Source organism: Streptomyces sp. NPDC059994 (assembly GCF_042737755.1).
Classification (GTDB): domain Bacteria; phylum Actinomycetota; class Actinomycetes; order Streptomycetales; family Streptomycetaceae; genus Streptomyces.
The window spans coordinates 14,969-30,939 of record NZ_JBHWUR010000089.1 but is presented as its reverse complement, the minus strand read 5'-3'; the positions used below and the strand labels follow the sequence as shown (position 1 = coordinate 30,939).

Here is a 15,971-nt window from a genome sequence, read left to right as displayed (position 1 = left end):
TCCGCCGCTACATCATCTGGCGAAACCGCCACGCCGACGACAAGCACCTACGCGCCGTCGTCGACCGGGCAAACGTTGCCTGATGCGGCACTAGCCAACCACCCAGATGCCTTGATCTGCGGGGAAGCCCATTGCCCGCCCGTGATCGTGCGCCTCGCCAAAATCCTCCACGCGGCCGGACATACCGCCGTGATCCGCCCGTCCTGCACCGACTGCGGCCGATCCGACGTGGACCTCCCACGACGCGGCCCACGGGGACGCCTCTGCGTCAACTGCGCTACCCGCAGTAGCAAGGGCACCTGCGACAGATGCGGCCGCATCGGCACTCGGCTCGCCGCCCGGAGAGCCGAGGGGGTCATCTGCTACTCCTGCTACCGCGTCGACCCGAATGTCGTCGAGGAATGTGCTGCCTGCGGGCAGTTCCGCATGCCCGTCACCCGGCTTCCGGACAACTCGCCGCTCTGCACGAGCTGTTGGATTGCCCCTCAGCGCACCTGCACGAGGTGCGGATCCGTTGGCCCGGCCGGGTCGAACGGCCCCAACGGGCCGCTTTGCGTTCCCTGTCACCACCGACAGCAGAGGCCCGTCCGAGAGTGCGGCCGCTGCGGTCAAGTGCAACGCATCGCCCGCCGGGCCAGCGGATCACGGCCGGATATCTGCGAGGACTGCTACAACGGGCCTACCAAGACCTGCTCTGTCTGCGGAAACGTCCGTCCCTGCCAGCGTGGGACTGGCGGCTCATGGGCCTGCCGAAGCTGCCGCCCGGGGCTAACTCAGGAGTGCTGCCGCTGCGGACAGTCTTGCCCTGTTCACACCTACTGGCCGATCGGACCGGTCTGCTTGACCTGTTACACGGCCGTACTGGACGCGCCCGCGACCTGCTCGGGTTGCAGCCGCCACCAGCCGCTGATCGGCATCACCGAGGACGGCACCGGGATCTGCGGCGCTTGCTCGGGCACTGCCTTTGACTACACCTGCCGCACCTGCGGCCTCGGCGGCCGCGCCTACGCCGACTCCCAGTGCGCCCGTTGCGTGCTTGCTGAACGCGTCCAGCAAGTGTTGTCCGGCCCCGACGGGTACGTCCCGGCACAGCTACAGCCGCTGCGGGATGCGCTGGCCCATGTGGACCGTCCCCGCAGCATCCTGGGCTGGCTCAAGCACAGCCCCAACGCCGCCTTGTTCGCCAGCCTGGCTGCCACCGGTGAACCAATCACCCACCAGCAGCTCGACCAGCTCCTGCCCAGCCGTCACCTTCACTACGTCCGGCACACTCTCGTCCACCTCGGTGTTCTCTCCGAGCGCGATGAGGAACTCGACCGCATCCCTGCCTGGCTGGACACGATCCTCGCCGACCGCTCCGCGAGACACGTCCAGCTGATCTGTCCCTACGTGCACTGGTACTTGCTGCGAAGGGCCCGGCGTCGTGCCGCCCAGAGACGCCGCCCGGCCGAGCCGGGCTCGTTCCTCCGCACCCGTGTCCTGGTGGCCCTGGAGTTCCTCACCTGGCTGGACGAACACGGCATCGCGCTGGGCGAGCTCACGCAAGGTGACCTCGACCGCTGGCTGGACACGGGCAACACCCGTATCTACACGATCCGCTACTTCCTGTCCTGGACCACCGACCGCGGCCTCACCGACAAGCTCAAGGTGCCCTCCATGCCACGGCAGCAGCCCAGCCAACTGATGGACGAAGACGAACGTTGGCAACTGTTGAAACGGTGCCTGACAGACTCGGCCATGGCCCTAGACACCCGGGTCGCCGGCGCTCTGATCCTGCTCTTTGGCCTGCACGCCTCCCACGTCCGGCACCTGACCGCGACCCAACTCACCGGCCGCGCCGACAACACCTACCTCACTCTCGACCGGCACCCGATCCTGCTGCCGCCCTGCCTCGCTAAGCTCCTGCACCAACTGGCCGAGGCACCGCACACCCGTGCCGCCCTTACTCGCGTCGACCGCGGTGAGCCCTGGCTCTTCCCTGGACTGGTCCCCGGCCGCCCCACATCGCAGACGGGACTCAGCACGAAGCTCCTGGCTTATGGCATCAACACCCGGCCCGCCCGCAATGCCGCCCTGGTTGCACTCGCCGGAGATCTGCCTGCACCGGTCCTCGCGAGCATCCTCGGTCTCCATCTTGAAACCGCTGTCCGCTGGGCCGCGTTCGCCAAGGCCTCCTGGGCCGACTACCTTGCCGCTCGTGTCGCGGACCTCCGCCAGCAGACGAATACGACGCCTCAGAAATAAGCGGTCTCCGCCAGGACACCGAGCGCCTTCAGGACGTGAAGTAGCTGGTAAGGGCGGTGGCGCCGATCTCGGGGCTCCACCGCCTTCGGCGAGCGTGACGCCTGGCTGTTGTGTTTGATGCAACGCGCCGCCGCGTCGAGGGCTTGTCGCGGCGATTGCTCTCGTGGCATGCTCCAGGCCATGATCAAGAGAATCGAGTCCTCCGTCCGCCGATGAGCGGGACGACCGGGACAGGACTGCCCGGATCACCGACAACGCTGTTCGACCACGCGCTGCGGCTACATCAACTGGTTCCGGATGAGCCGCTTCCGCGCGACGGGTATCCCTTTCCCGATGACGCGTTGCACCGTCGCCGAGGCCCGAAGGCACCCAAAGACCGGCACTTGGCCGGCAAGGATATTGCGCTCATTCTGGACACGCATTTCGTGAGGGCCTCTGCCCTGCCCAGCGAACTGGCCGACGTCTTCCACGACGTCTATGTCCCGATTCACCACAACGAGCACATCGCCGCCGCGGCTGCGCGGGTGGACATAGAACGCGCTCGTCAAACGGGCCGCTGGCTGGTCCGCTATGGCACCGATCGCTGCTCAGTCACCGTCGGGCTTGCCCTGCTCGCCGTTGTGGGAACAGCTGACGACATCCCACTGATTCAGACGATCGGGCTGCTCTCCGAACGCTTCGGGCCGCTGGCGGCGCACGCCTTAGAGCGGCAGATGGGAGGAGTCGAAGCCCTGCTCTGGCTCGCCGAGCGAGTCACCGGCTGGGGACGCGTCTATGTCGTCGAAGCTCTCTGCAGACTTGACGACCCAGCTGCCCGACGATGGCTGCTGCGCAGGGCCTGTGACGGCGACTTCCTCAACGGATACTTCGCCGGCAAGGTCGCCACAGTCGTCAGACTCCATGAGGCGCTTGCAGAGCTCGACACTGACAGCGAGATGGTCGACCACATCGGTCGGCTACTCCATCTCATGAGCGACTGCGGGGGGATGGGACTCACCCTCGCTCACTACCCCCATTCGAGAGTGGTCCTGGAAGCTCATGCCCGCCGTGTGGGTTTGCTCAGCCCGACCACGGAGCGCTACTTCACGATCGCGGTGCTCACTCAGCACCTGACTACGGAGCTTTCCGAGGCTGCGGGGTGCACCGTGGCACAACAGGAAGCGCTCCGGGCGACCTATCTCGAGGTGCTCGACCGCGAGGAGTGGACCCTGGCCGCACGTGCCGGGATCGCCGCGGATGACAACCGGATGCGGTGGCTCGCCGACCACAGGGCGCCACAGCTGAGGCTGCGTGCGTTCCCCGATCGAGAGCCAGATGCCGAGGAATAGCGCACGCCAGGAATAAGTGGTCTGCGCCAGTATCACGGGCGCTCGAAGCCCGAGCGCTCCTGAGGGCTGAGAGGCCCTGCCCTGTGGGGACCGGTGAACTGCCGGTCCCCACAGGGGCGTTCGGGGGCAGGCGCACGCCCTCGTTCTTCACCTGCGTACTACGTACGCGGGAGTCAGACAGGTCGTGCGCCCATCGCGGCGGTGAAGGCGTCCGGGTCCAGGTCGAAGCCGCGCACGGCCGGGTGGAAGACCCAGGCGCCGCCCGAGGTCCGGACGAACTCCGCGACCGTCGCGGCCGTGCTGTGCGCGACGGTGGAGAAGTCGTCGCTCGCCAGCTCCGTGTAGCCCTCGCGGATGTGCACCTCGGGGTGGGCGATGTCCGCGAAGACGAGCCGGTCCGGGCGCTGCTGGATGACCACGCCGACCACGATCCGGGCATGCGCGTCCGGCTGGCGGGCGAACTCCAGCGTCAGCACCTCGTCGTCCCCGAAGCCCCTTCCGGTGGTGCTGTCGCGGCTCAGATAGACCGTGCCGTCAGGGGAGCGGCTGTCGAAGTGCACCAGATAGGCGGGGCTGCCGTACGGATCGGACGCCGTGTAGACCGCGGCGATCACATCGAGGTCGTGGCCCGGGGAGCCGACCGGGCTCGGGTCCCACCGCAGTGCCACCACGACCTTGTCGAGCCCCTTGCTGAAGCCGCTCATCCCCAAACCCCTCCCCGTGACTGCCCGTTGTCAGCCGCTCACCGACCATGCTGCCACGCGCGCGGGGCGAACCGGTCCGCCGGAGTGGGACCGTGGCCGTGGGCGGGGGCCGTACGATGGCGCGGTGCTGGTCAAGTGGATTCGCTGCACTGTGGTCGACCGTCCCGGCTTCGACCGGGGGCAGCGGAAGTGGGCGGGACTGCTGGGGGAGCCGGGATTCAGAGGCCAGGGCGGCGGGTGGAGCCGGGGGCGGCCCGATGTCGCGCACGTCTTCACGTTCTGGGAGAGCCGGCCGTTCTACGACTCCTTCATGGCGCGCGCCCACGACCGCCTCGCCGCCGCGCAGTCCGGCACGTTCAGGGACGCGCGTGCCAAGCTGTTCGACCACCGCTTCGACGTGAAGACCGGCTTCGAGCCGCGCTTCACCGATGCCGATGTGGTGCGGGTGGCGCACTGCCGGGTGCACGCCGACCGCGTCGAGCACTTCGCGTCGGCGCAGGAGCGGATCTGGAACCCGGCGATGGCCGGGTCGCCGGGGATGCTGCGCGGGGTCTTCGGGGAGGCGCCGGGCAATGAGTTCCTGGTGCTGTCCATGTGGCGGTCGGCGGCCGAGCACGGCAAGTACCGGGCCGACCGGGTGGAGCGGCTCTCGCTGCGCGCGGGGACGGAGGCCGACGTGGCGGGCCTGTCCGGGGCCGTCGTCGACCTGAACCCCAGCTGGACGGTGTGAGCGATACGCCGGATGGCGGCCGGACGGCTGCTCGAATGTCAGACCGGCGATCTAGGGTTGACGCATGGCAAGACCGCGTCGCATCGTCCTCGTCCGGCACGGCGAGTCGGAGGGGAACGCCGATGACACCGTGTACGAGCGCGAGCCCGACCACGCGCTGCGGCTCACCGAGGCCGGGCTGCGCCAGGCCCGCGCGACCGGGGTGGGGCTGCGCGAGATATTCGGCCGCGAGCGCGTCAGCGTCTACGTCTCGCCGTACCGGCGCACGCATGAGACGTTCCGGGCGTTCGGGCTCGATCCGGAGCTCGTACGGATCAGGGAGGAGCCCAGGCTCCGCGAGCAGGACTGGGGGAACTGGCAGGACCGCGACGACGTACGGCTGCAGAAGGCCTACCGGGACGCGTACGGACACTTCTTCTACCGCTTCGCCCAGGGCGAGTCGGGGGCGGACGTGTACGACCGGGTGGGGTCGTTCCTGGAGAGCCTGCACCGCAGCTTCGAGGCGCCGGACCACCCGCCGAACGTTCTGCTCGTCACCCACGGCCTGACGATGCGGCTGTTCTGCATGCGCTGGTTCCACTGGACGGTGGCGGACTTCGAGTCGCTCTCCAATCCGGGGAACGCGGAGAGCAGGACGCTGCTCCTCGGCCCGGACGGGAGGTACACGCTGGACCGGCAGTTCGCGCGGTGGCGCGTCCCCGAGCCGTACGGCATCACCGGTTAGAGTGGGTGTGCGATGACCGCTGACTCCACACTCGAATCACGTTTCGAACGCGCGCTGGGCAGCCTGCGGGGGCTGTCCGTGGGAGACGCCCTGGGCTCCCAGTTCTTCGTCCCCGCCCACTATCCGCTGCTCAAACGGCGCCGGCTGCCCGAAGGCCCGTGGCAGTGGACCGACGACACCGAGATGGCCTGCTCGGTGCTGGCCGTACTGGCCGCGCACGGCCGGATCGACCAGGACCGGCTCGCCCGCTCCTTCGCCGAGCACCACGACTTCGACCGGGGGTACGGCCCGGCCGTCAACCGGATGCTGCGGCTGATCCGGGAGGGCGGGGACTGGCGGGAGCTGGCCGCCGCGCTCTTCAACGGGCAGGGCTCCTGGGGCAACGGCTCCGCGATGCGGATCGCGCCCCTGGGTGCCTGGTACGCGGACGACCCGGAGCAGGCCACCCATCAGGCCGAGATCTCCTCGTACACCACCCACCAGCACCGCGAGGCCGTGGTGGGCTCGATGGCGGTGGCGGCCGCCGCCGCGCTGGCCGCCGCCCCGTCGGGCCCGCCGACGCCTGCGGAGCTGCTCGACGGCGTGGTGGCGCTGGTGCCGCGCAGCGCGGTCGGCGCGGGGCTGCGGCGGGCGCGGGACATGCTGGACTACGGGGACGCGGGCACGGTGGCCGCGGTGCTCGGGTGCGGGCGGCGGACCAGTGCGCACGACACGGTGCCGTTCGCGCTGTGGTCGGCTGCGCGGGGGCTCGGGGACTTCGAGAAGGCGTTCTGGACGACCGCGCAGGCGGGCGGCGACGTCGACACCACCTGCGCGATCGTCGGCGGGGTGATCGCGGCGGGCAAGGCCGGGGCGCCCCCGGCCGAGTGGCTGGCGCGGACCGAGGAGCTGCCGGGCTGGGTCCCGGCGACGGCTCCGCGCTGAGCCGGGCCTTCGGGCCTGGCCTTGGCCGGGAGCCCTTGGAGCCGGGGCGCCTTCCCCGGGCGCCCGGACCCGGGGCCGCCTGACCGCCGTGCCGGAGCCGCCTGATCACGGTGTCGGGCCTGCCTGATCACGGTGCCGGGGTCGTCTGATCGCGGTGTCGGGCCTGCCTGACCACGGTGCCGGGGTCGTCTGACCACGGTGCTGGGGTCGTCTGACCACAGTGCCGGGGCCGCCTGACCGCCGTGCCGGAGCCGCCTGATCACGGTGCCGGACCTGTCTCGTCACGTGCCCCGGACGCCCTGAACAACGGGTTCGGCCGGTCCGATCGCGCGGTACGGGGTGGCCGGGGTGTCATCGGCGTCCCGGGCGGCGTAACCTTGCTGGCGCCATGCCGTACGAACCACCCACCCACACCGTCGAGCGCTCGATTCGCGCCACCACCGGATGCAAGATCATTGCCGGTGTCGACGAGGTCGGACGCGGGGCGTGGGCCGGTCCCGTCACGGTGTGCGCCGCGATCACCGGACTGCGCCGCCCGCCCGAGGGTCTCACCGACTCCAAGCTGATCACTCCGAGGCGCCGCCTCGAAATGGCCGTGCTCCTGGAGTCCTGGGTGACGGCGTACGCGCTGGGCCACTCCTCGCCGCAAGAGATCGACGAGCTCGGAATGACCGCCGCGCTCCGTCTCGCCGCCGTCCGCGCGCTGGACGCGCTTCCGGTACGGCCGGAGGCGGTGATCCTCGACGGCAAGCACGACTACCTCGGTGAACCGTGGCGGGTCCGTACCGTCATCAAGGGGGACCAGTCCTGCATCGCGGTCGCGGCCGCCTCGGTGATCGCCAAGGTGCGCCGGGACGCGATGATGGCCGAACTCGGGGGAGCGGCGGGGGAGTACGAGGTGTTCGGCTTCGCCGACAACGCCGGCTACCCCTCGCCCACGCACAAGACGGCACTGGAGGACCGGGGGCCGACCCCGTACCACCGGCTGTCCTGGGCGTACCTCGACGCGCTGCCGCGCTGGCGGCACTTGAAGAAGGTCCGGGTCTCCGCGGCGGCGGCCGCACTGGAAAGCGGGGGCCAGCTCGGCTTCGACTTCTGAAATCCCTGGACTTTCCCCGCCCTTAACGGGGAGACTCCGCCCCGATCGCACTTTTGTGCCCACCCGGTGGTGCCCCATTCACCGGCGTTTGATAGACCTTTACCCATGCCTCTCATCCCCGAGGAGCCTCAGATTCACGAGAGCGCCCAGGGTCCCCGCGTCACTCCGGCCGCCGGCCGCACCGCGCCGACCCCCCGTCCCGTTCCTGGTCCGCGTACCGCGGCCGCACCGCGTCCCGGAACTCCGGGCCCCGGTCCCGCCCGGCCCACGCCCCCCGCGCAGCGCGCGCACGCCGCCGCGCAGCCCCAGGCACCCCGTCCGGAGACCGCTTCCGGACCGCAGATCCAGCTGATCCCGGCCCCGGCCGACGGCGCGCTCGACGCCGCGGGCGAGGCGGTGGACCTGCTGCTCGACACCGGCCGCGCGCCGGGCGAGATCCTGGTCCTCACCACCGGTGACCCGCACCCGTGGGCGGCGCACGAGCTGTCCTTCGGCGAGGAGCCGTACTGGGCGCAGCACGACGCGTGCGACGACGTCTTCTACGCGGACGCGGCGTACGCCGCCCGTGTGGCCGCCCGGCCCGTGGTGATCGTCGCCGTCAACGGCGGGGATGACGCTGCCGTCGGCGCGCTGCCGCTCGCGCGCGAGCGCGCGGGGGCGCTGCTGATCGTCTGCGGTGACCCGCAGCGGATCAACGCGGCGCTCAGCGCGGGCGTCTGAGCGGGGCGCTCGGCAGGGGCGGTTCTTTGTGCGCGGGCCGTCTTGGGCTGGTCGCGCAGTTCCCCGCGCCCCTGTAGGGCGCGCCACTGCGGACAGGCTCCCGGGGACTGACCCTAGCGGGCTGCCACCCTGCGCAGGGCCTCCGCCGATCCGCTGCGCAGTGGCAGGGGCTCGGGTTCGGTGTCCGACAGGGAGCCGGGGCGGGTGGTGGAGCTGGGGTGGCGGCCGCCGCGGCCCTCGCCCAGCACCTGCCAGCCGCCGCGCGTCAGCGTGATGTACGCGCCGCAGCGCAGCCCGTGCAGGGTGCAGGCGTCCCGCAGGCCCCACATCCAGGCGCCGTCCTCCTCGGTCCAACGCTCGTCGCCGTCACGGCAGTAGAGCAGTACGGCGGTGCGCACCGGGGTCCGGCGGCGCAGGTCGTGCGGGAGCACCCGGCGCAGATGCGCGAGGAGCGCGTTGCGGAACTCCCAGCCGTCGGCGGCGACCGGGCGCCGGACGAACGAGGCGCTGGCGGCCAGCCGTTCCTCGTGGTCCAGGACGGCGATCACCGCGGTCGACGGGGTCGGGCGGTGCCGGCTGTGCAGCCCGCTGACCACCTCGCGGGGGTTGCGCAGCAGCGGGATCCCCGCCGAGGCCCACTCTGCGGGCTCCAGCATCCTTGCGAGGCGGTTCGCCGAGGCCGCCGACATGAGGGACGACGCGCCTGCCGAGGCTGCGGACGGAGCGAATCCGAAGGTCACGGTCCTCCCTTCCGGATACGCGCCCACAGTGCGGGCAGGGCGGGTGAGGGCGCAGCACGGCAGGGCCCCGGACACCGGGTCCGCCGTTGAGGCGCGGTTCCAATTCTCGCTGGCTCGCGGGCACGCGGCAACGAGCAATTGGAGCCGCTGACTGGAATCGGAGGGTATGGCACTCATATCCCTGCCCAGTCGCATCCCCGGTCACGCCCCGGATTCCCAGCGGTCACCCCTGCACGGCGAGGACCAGCGGAAACACTCCCTGCGCGCCCGCCCGGCGCAGCAGCCGGGCCGCCACCGCCAGCGTCCAGCCCGAGTCCGAGCGGTCGTCGACGAGCAGCACCGGGCCGCCCGCCTCCCGCACCGCCCGCGCCAGCTCGTCCGGCACCGTGAAGGCGTGGTGCAGGGCGCGCACCCGCTGGGCGCTGTTGGAGGCGGGAACGCGGGCTCCGGCGGCCTCCTCCCCGTACTCCACGCGTCCGAGGAGGGGCATGCGGCCGATCTCCGCGATCCGGGCGCCCAGCGACTCGACGAGGCGGGGCCGGGTGAGCGAGGCGACGGTGACCACTCCGGCGGGCCGGGGCGGCGCGTCGGGGCCGCCGCCCGCCCAGCCGCCGGGGCCCTTGGCCCAGTCGGCCAGGACGGTCACCACGGCGTCGACCACATCGTCCGGAACCGGTCCGTCGGGGGTCTGGGGGGCGAGCATCGGGCGCAGCCGGTTGCCCCAGCCGATGTCCGAGAGGCGGCCCAGCGCCCGGCCGGGGAAGGCCTGTTCGCCCGCGGGGATACGGCCCTTGAGGTCGACGCCGACCGCCGCGAGCCCGGTCGGCCACATCTTGCGGGGCTCGACCTCGACGCCCGGCCTGCCCAGCTCGCCCTTGGCCGCGTCCAGCGCCTTCCCGGAGACATCGGCGGTGAAGCGGGCGCCCGCGCAGTTGTCGCAGCGTCCGCACGGGGCCGCCTGCTCGTCGTCGAGCTGGCGGCGCAGGAACTCCATCCGGCAGCCGGTCGCCGACGCGTAGTCACGCATCGCCTGCTGCTCGGCGGAGCGCTGGCGGGCCACCCACGCGTACCGCTCCGCGTCGTACACCCAGGGTTGTCCGGTGGACGTCCAGCCGCCCTTGACGCGGTGGACCGCGCCGTCCACGTCGAGGACCTTGAGCATGGTCTCCAGGCGGGTGCGCCGCAGCTCGACCAGCGGCTCCAGGGCGGGCAGCGAGAGCGGGCGCCCCGCCTGGGCCAGCACGTCCAGGGTGCGGCGGACCTGCTCCTCGGGCGGGAAGGCGACCGAGGCGAAGTAGCGCCAGATCGCCTCGTCCTCCTTGCCGGGGAGCAGCAGCACCTCCGCGTGCTCCACACCGCGGCCGGCGCGGCCCACCTGCTGGTAGTAGGCGATGGGGGAGGAGGGCGAGCCCAGGTGGACCACGAAGCCGAGGTCCGGCTTGTCGAAGCCCATGCCCAGGGCCGAGGTGGCTACCAGCGCCTTGACCCGGTTGGCCAGCAGGTCGTCCTCGGCCTGCTGGCGGTCCGCGTTCTCCGTGCGGCCCGTGTAGGAGGCGACGGTGTGCCCGCACTGGCGCAGATACGCGGTGATCTCCTCGGCGGCCGCCACGGTCAGCGTGTAGATGATCCCGGAGCCCGGCAGTTCGTCCAGGTGGTCGGCGAGCCAGGCCAGGCGGTGCGCCGCGTCCGGCAGCGACAGCACGTTCAGACTCAGGCTCTCGCGGTCCAGGGGGCCGCGGAGCACCAGCGCGTCGGTGTCCGCGCCGGTGCCCAGCTGCTCCGCCACGTCGGCCGTCACGCGCGCGTTGGCCGTCGCCGTCGTCGCGAGGACCGGGACGCCCGGGGGGAGCTCGGCGAGCATGGTGCGCAGCCGGCGGTAGTCGGGGCGGAAGTCGTGGCCCCAGTCCGAGATGCAGTGCGCCTCGTCCACCACGAGCAGGCCGGTGGCCGCCGAGAGCTTGGGCAGCACCTCGTCGCGGAAGTCCGGGTTGTTGAGGCGCTCCGGGCTCACCAGGAGGACGTCGACCTCGCCCGCGGCCACCTCGGCCTGGACGGTCTCCCACTCCTCGGTGTTCGACGAGTTGATCGTGCGGGCGCGGATGCCCGCGCGGGCGGCGGCCTCCACCTGGTTGCGCATCAGCGCGAGCAGCGGCGACACGATCACGGTGGGGCCGCTGCCGCGCTCGCGCAGCAGCGAGGTCGCCACGAAGTACACCGCGGACTTGCCCCAGCCGGTGCGCTGGACGACCAGCGCCCGCCGCCCCCCGGCGACGAGCGCCTCGATGGCGCGCCACTGGTCCTCGCGCAGCCGGGCCGCCCCCGTCGGGTCGCCGACCAGGCGGGCCAGGACGGCGTCGGCCGCGGTGCGCAGATCCGTGGTGCTCGTGTGGTTCATGCCCCCATACAACAGGACGGGTCTGACATCCGGCCCGTCCATGGGCGCCACCGGCCCCGCCGCACGCCCCCGGGCCCGCCGCTACGGCGTGATGTGGTCCGAGCGCAGGCCGTCGAGCACGATGTCGATGTAGCGCCGCCAGTCGCCGGTGCGGCGGTGCACGATCGAGGTGAGGCCGCAGGTCAGGGCGAGGATGTCGACGCCCGCGATGTCGCGCCGGATGGAGCCGGTCGCCTGGCCCTTGCCGACCAGGTCCACGAGCTCGGCCTCCAGGTCGGCCCGCATGGTGCTGGGCGGGCCCTCGGAGCCGAGCGTGCCGCCGACGACGCTGGCGAAGCCGCGGTCGCGGGCCTCCACCTCGCCGACCCGGGTGAGCAGCATCTGGAGCGCTTCGAGCGGCTCGGCCGACTCGCGGCACACCGTGCGGTAGTACGTGAGGATCTCGCCGAAGCGCTGCTGGGAGGCCGCCACGACCATGGCTTCCTTGGTGGGGAAGTGGCGGTAGAGCGTGCCCACGCCGACCTCGGCGTGCCGGGCCACCTCGTCCATGGACACGTTGGCGCCGCGTTCCGCGAAGAGCTCGCGCGCCGCGTTCAGGACCCGGGCCCGGTTGCGCTCCGCGTCAGCCCGGAGCCGGCGGGGACCGCTCTCACTGACTGGCGTTGACGTTGGCATACGGAACCTCCCTCCGTTTGACTCTACTATGCCCTGCCGTTACCTACTGAACCAGCCCCGACTTCACGCCAGTTGGGGTATGCGGTTCGCAGTTGCCCAGTCGGTTCCAAAGGTCGGCCCCGGGTGTTGACAATGGCCTGGTAGCCGGAGTGAGACGGAAGGAAGAACACGATGTCGTTGCCCCTGGGGCGTACGAGTGCGCCGGAGGTGTCGGCGTCGGTGGAGGCATTCCTGACGGAGCCGCACATCGGTACGCTGACCACCATCCGGCCCGACGGGTCCCCGCACGTGGCGCCGGTGCGGTTCACCTGGGACGCGGAGGCGGGGCTCGCCCGGGTGATGACGGTGTCCTCGTCCCGCAAGGCCCGCAACCTGATCGCCACGGCGGGCGGCCGGGTGGCCATCTGCCAGGTGGCCGGGTTCAGTTGGGTCACGCTGGAGGGCACGGCCTCGGTCGTCGAGGAGCCCGCGCGGGTCACCGAGGGCGCGCGCCGCTACGCCAGGCGCTACCGTTCCGGCCCGCCCAACCCGCCCGGCCGCGTGGTGGTCGAGATCCGGGTCGACCGCGTGATGAGCCTGAACGTATAGGGAAGGCCTTGCGGCGAAGGCAGAGCCGCGACTGCCAAGCAGAGCGCGGCGGTACGGGGAACGTCCTCCCCGTACCGCCGCGCTCGTGTTCGTCGTGGGGTGCTCAGCCCTTGCGGGGCGGGGTGCCGGTCACCCAGATCATGCGCAGCGACAGCAGGGTCAGCCGCCAGCCGTCCGGGGTGCGCCGGGCCGTGGCGCTCACCAGGCTTCCGTTGGCGAATATCGGAGCGCGGTCGGCGTCCTCCGGATGGTCGGAGGGGTGGTGCACGTGGGTGGAGACGATGTTGGCGCGCAAAGAGGCATGGTCGCCGTCGATTTCGACCACGGCGGGCGAGTTGATGTGCTGGGTGCGGGCGAACGCCGCCAGCGCCGTGCTGTGGTACTCGGCGAGGCCCGCGATCCCCTCGTGCCGGCTCATCGGGAACTCGACGACGGCGTCCTCGGTGAACAGCCCCCGGGCCCAGGCGTCATCGAGCTTGTCGTCGTCCAGATTGATCAGGTAGCGGTCGAGCAGTCCCGCGACATCGGCGGTGGATTGGCTTGAGGTCATGGTTGAGGATGACTCCGGAACAGGCCTCTGACCAAGACTCCTTGTAGCGGAGTTGACGTACTTGTCAAAGGCCTGTACTAGCAGCTATTTACGCTCGGTTGCCCCCTCGGGATACTGGAGAAACGCCAGTCGGAAGAGGGTAGATGTCTAACTTTGACGCGGACGTAATTATCGCGGGAGCCGGCCCCACTGGACTCATGCTCGCAGGCGAACTGCGCCTGAACGGCGTGTCCGTGATTGTCGTCGATCGCCTTGCCGAGCCGATACAGCAGTCGCGGGCTCTGGGATTCTCGGCGCGTACCATCGAGGAATTCGGCCAGCGCGGACTGCTGGAGCGTTTCGGTGGTGTGGACGTCATTCCGGTCGGCCATTTCGGCGGAGTGTCCATCGATTACCGGTTGGTCGAGGGCGGTTCGTACGGGGCCCGGGGCATCCCCCAGTCGCGCACCGAGGGCGTGCTGGCCGGCTGGGCCGGGCAGCTGGGCGCCGAGGTCCGCCGCGGGGTCGAGGTCACCGGCCTGGAGGACGGCGCCGACGGGGTCACCGTGGAGGTCTCCACGCCCGACGGACCGGCCACGCTGCGCGGCCGTTTCCTGGTGGGCGCGGACGGCGCCCGCAGTGTGGTGCGCAAGCTCGCGGGCATCGACTTCCCGGGCACCGACCCGGCCATCGAGCTCCGGTTCGCCGACATCAGCGGGGTGCCGTTGCGCCCGCGCTTCAGCGGCGAGCGGGTGCCCGGCGGCATGGTCATGGTGCTGCCGCTCGGCCCGGAGCGCTGCCGGATCGTCTACTTCGACCGGAGCGAGCCGCTCCGCAAGAGCCCGGACCCGATCACCTTCGACGAGGTGGCCGAGGCGTTCAAGCGCCTGTCCGGCGAGGACATCAGCGGCGCCACCGTGCACTGGGTCTCCACCACCACCGATGTGAGCCGCCAGGCCGCCGAGTACCGCAAGGGCCGGGTCTTCCTGGCCGGCGACGCCGCGCACATCCACCTGCCCATCGGCGCCCAGGGAATGAGCGCCGGCGTGCAGGACGCGGTGAACCTCGGCTGGAAGCTCGCCCTGGAGATCAAGGGCCAGGCCCCCGAGGGCCTGCTCGACACGTACCACTCCGAGCGCCACCCGGTCGGCGCCCGGGTGCTCACCAACACGCTCGCCCAGCGGATCCTCTATCTGGGCGGCGACGAGATCACCCCGCTGCTCGATGTCTTCACCGAGCTCACCGGGTTCGAGGACGTCCAGAAGACGCTGATCGGGATGGTCACCGGACTGGACATCCGGCACGACGTGGGCGAGGGCGACCATCCGCTCCTCGGCCGCCGTCTCAAGGACGAGGAACTGGTGGTCGACGGCAAGAAGACCACCAACTTCGAGCTGCTGGCGGCCGGCAAGGCCGTTCTGTTCGACCTCACCGACGACTCCCACCTGCGAGAGCTCGCCGCGGGCTGGGCCGACCGTGTCACCACGGTCACCGCAGAGCAGCACGACTGCGACGCGGGCCTGGACGCCTTCCTTGTGCGTCCCGACGGCTACGTCGCCTGGGTCTCCCCCTCCGCCTCGCGCACGGAGGGGCTCGCCGAATCCCTCAACCGATGGTTCGGCCGGGCCAACTGAGCTGGGCCTGACTCCCTTTCACCCGTACACCCGAAGGAAGCGAAGAACATGCCCAAGATTTCCTCCGATGACCAGAACCTGACCGTCCTCAACCTCTTCTCCACGGACGCCCCGGAGAAGCAGGAGGGCCTGCTCGGCGCGATGCGCGAGATCGTCGACTCGGCCGCCTACCCGGGCTGGATGTCCTCCACCGTGCACGCCGGTGTGGACAAGCCGGGCACGGCCAACTTCATCCAGTGGCGCAGCCGCGCCGACCTGGAGGACCGGTACGACGGCGAGGAGTTCAAGCACCGCACGCTGCCGCTCTTCGGCGAGCTGACCACCTCGATCCGTCTGCTGCAGAACAACATCGCGTACTCGCAGACCAAGTCGGGCGACGGCGTCGAGATCTCCCCGGAGCGCACCGACTACACCGTGATCGCGGTCTTCGGTGTCGAGGAGAAGAACCAGGACGACCTGGTCGACGCGCTCGGCCCGTCGATGAAGTTCCTGAGTGACGTTCCCGGCTACGTCTCCCACACGATCCTCAAGGGCATCGCCGCCCGCGGCCTTGAGGGCTCCTTCGTGGTCTCCTACTCGCAGTGGGAGAGCAAGGAGGCGTTCGACGCCTACCAGGCCGTGCCGCAGGGCGACAAGCCCGCCGCCCGCCAGGACGCCGAGAAGCGCACCGGCTCGCTCCTGACGTCGGTGGACTCCAACACCTACCGCGTGGTCCACACCCGCGCGGCCGGCCAGTAACACCTCAAAGCACCACAGCACCACAGCACCACGGAACGCCCGGCTCCTCTCCAGGAGCCGGGCGTTCCGGCGTTCCGGGCCCCAACGCGCAGGGGAGACGCTCCGGTTCGCGACCTGACGACACCTGACGCCGACGTGACACTTCCGCGTCAGGCACCTGCCCATCGCTGCCGGTTCTCTGACATGGCTGCGGTGTATT

Annotated in this window: 15 protein-coding genes and 1 pseudogene; 11 read left to right on the top strand and 5 right to left on the bottom strand. The window is 70.9% G+C overall.

Translation table 11 applies throughout. From position 1 onward, the window contains the following. The 3 genes and pseudogenes from ACFWA7_RS30935 to ACFWA7_RS30925 all read left to right on the top strand — a co-directional run. Positions 1-83 (top strand): annotated as a pseudogene (locus tag ACFWA7_RS30935) (transposase); the annotation flags it as partial. Between the two features lie 757 nt (positions 84-840). Then, on the top strand, positions 841-2,244 hold the full coding sequence (locus ACFWA7_RS30930) for a hypothetical protein (protein ID WP_385826411.1): 1,404 nt from the start codon (positions 841-843) through the stop codon (positions 2,242-2,244). Positions 2,245-2,456: 212 nt separating this feature from the next. After that, positions 2,457-3,572, top strand: coding sequence for a hypothetical protein (locus tag ACFWA7_RS30925; protein ID WP_385826408.1), 1,116 nt, complete (start codon positions 2,457-2,459; stop codon positions 3,570-3,572). 173 nt (positions 3,573-3,745) lie between these two features. On the opposite strand, the gene ACFWA7_RS30920 is transcribed toward ACFWA7_RS30925, so the two are convergent. Further along, positions 3,746-4,276: a TerD family protein gene (locus tag ACFWA7_RS30920; RefSeq protein ID WP_385826405.1), complete on the bottom strand. Its 531-nt coding sequence runs from the start codon at positions 4,274-4,276 to the stop codon at positions 3,746-3,748. A gap of 124 nt (positions 4,277-4,400) precedes the next feature. Here ACFWA7_RS30920 and ACFWA7_RS30915 point away from each other — a divergent pair, with 124 nt between their 5' ends. From ACFWA7_RS30915 to ACFWA7_RS30895, 5 genes are all read left to right on the top strand, one after another. After that, the gene (locus tag ACFWA7_RS30915; RefSeq protein WP_385546457.1) at positions 4,401-5,006 is read left to right on the top strand and encodes a YdbC family protein; all 606 of its coding nucleotides are present in this window, start codon (positions 4,401-4,403) and stop codon (positions 5,004-5,006) included. Positions 5,007-5,070: 64 nt separating this feature from the next. Next, entirely contained in the window at positions 5,071-5,730 is a 660-nt protein-coding gene (locus ACFWA7_RS30910) for a histidine phosphatase family protein (RefSeq protein ID WP_385546454.1), read from the top strand. A 12-nt stretch (positions 5,731-5,742) separates the two neighbouring features. Further along, the gene (locus tag ACFWA7_RS30905; protein ID WP_385826402.1) at positions 5,743-6,654 is read left to right on the top strand and encodes an ADP-ribosylglycohydrolase family protein; all 912 of its coding nucleotides are present in this window, start codon (positions 5,743-5,745) and stop codon (positions 6,652-6,654) included. A gap of 388 nt (positions 6,655-7,042) precedes the next feature. After that, on the top strand, positions 7,043-7,753 hold the full coding sequence (locus ACFWA7_RS30900) for a ribonuclease HII (RefSeq protein ID WP_385546449.1): 711 nt from the start codon (positions 7,043-7,045) through the stop codon (positions 7,751-7,753). Between the two features lie 105 nt (positions 7,754-7,858). After that, positions 7,859-8,473, top strand: a complete 615-nt coding sequence (locus ACFWA7_RS30895; protein WP_385546446.1) for a hypothetical protein — start codon at positions 7,859-7,861, stop codon at positions 8,471-8,473. Between the two features lie 113 nt (positions 8,474-8,586). On the opposite strand, the gene ACFWA7_RS30890 is transcribed toward ACFWA7_RS30895, so the two are convergent. The 3 genes from ACFWA7_RS30890 to ACFWA7_RS30880 all read right to left on the bottom strand — a co-directional run bounded on the left by ACFWA7_RS30890 (position 8,587) and on the right by ACFWA7_RS30880 (position 12,283). Beyond that, positions 8,587-9,213 (bottom strand): hypothetical protein, encoded by a 627-nt coding sequence (locus tag ACFWA7_RS30890; RefSeq protein WP_385546443.1) that lies wholly within the window; start codon positions 9,211-9,213, stop codon positions 8,587-8,589. Between the two features lie 223 nt (positions 9,214-9,436). Further along, entirely contained in the window at positions 9,437-11,608 is a 2,172-nt protein-coding gene (locus ACFWA7_RS30885) for a RecQ family ATP-dependent DNA helicase (protein WP_385546440.1), read from the bottom strand. An 81-nt stretch (positions 11,609-11,689) separates the two neighbouring features. Next, entirely contained in the window at positions 11,690-12,283 is a 594-nt protein-coding gene (locus ACFWA7_RS30880; RefSeq protein ID WP_371655113.1) for a TetR/AcrR family transcriptional regulator, read from the bottom strand. Between the two features lie 171 nt (positions 12,284-12,454). On the opposite strand from ACFWA7_RS30880, the gene ACFWA7_RS30875 reads away from it, so the two are divergent. Further along, the gene (locus ACFWA7_RS30875) at positions 12,455-12,871 is read left to right on the top strand and encodes a pyridoxamine 5'-phosphate oxidase family protein (protein ID WP_385826399.1); all 417 of its coding nucleotides are present in this window, start codon (positions 12,455-12,457) and stop codon (positions 12,869-12,871) included. 103 nt (positions 12,872-12,974) lie between these two features. On the opposite strand, the gene ACFWA7_RS30870 is transcribed toward ACFWA7_RS30875, so the two are convergent. Then, positions 12,975-13,421: a nuclear transport factor 2 family protein gene (locus tag ACFWA7_RS30870; RefSeq protein ID WP_385826396.1), complete on the bottom strand. Its 447-nt coding sequence runs from the start codon at positions 13,419-13,421 to the stop codon at positions 12,975-12,977. Positions 13,422-13,564: 143 nt separating this feature from the next. Here ACFWA7_RS30870 and ACFWA7_RS30865 point away from each other — a divergent pair, with 143 nt between their 5' ends. After that, entirely contained in the window at positions 13,565-15,034 is a 1,470-nt protein-coding gene (locus ACFWA7_RS30865) for an FAD-dependent monooxygenase (RefSeq protein ID WP_385547955.1), read from the top strand. 48 nt (positions 15,035-15,082) lie between these two features. Further along, positions 15,083-15,772, top strand: coding sequence for an antibiotic biosynthesis monooxygenase family protein (locus ACFWA7_RS30860; protein WP_385547958.1), 690 nt, complete (start codon positions 15,083-15,085; stop codon positions 15,770-15,772). Positions 15,773-15,971: the final 199 nt, after the last annotated feature.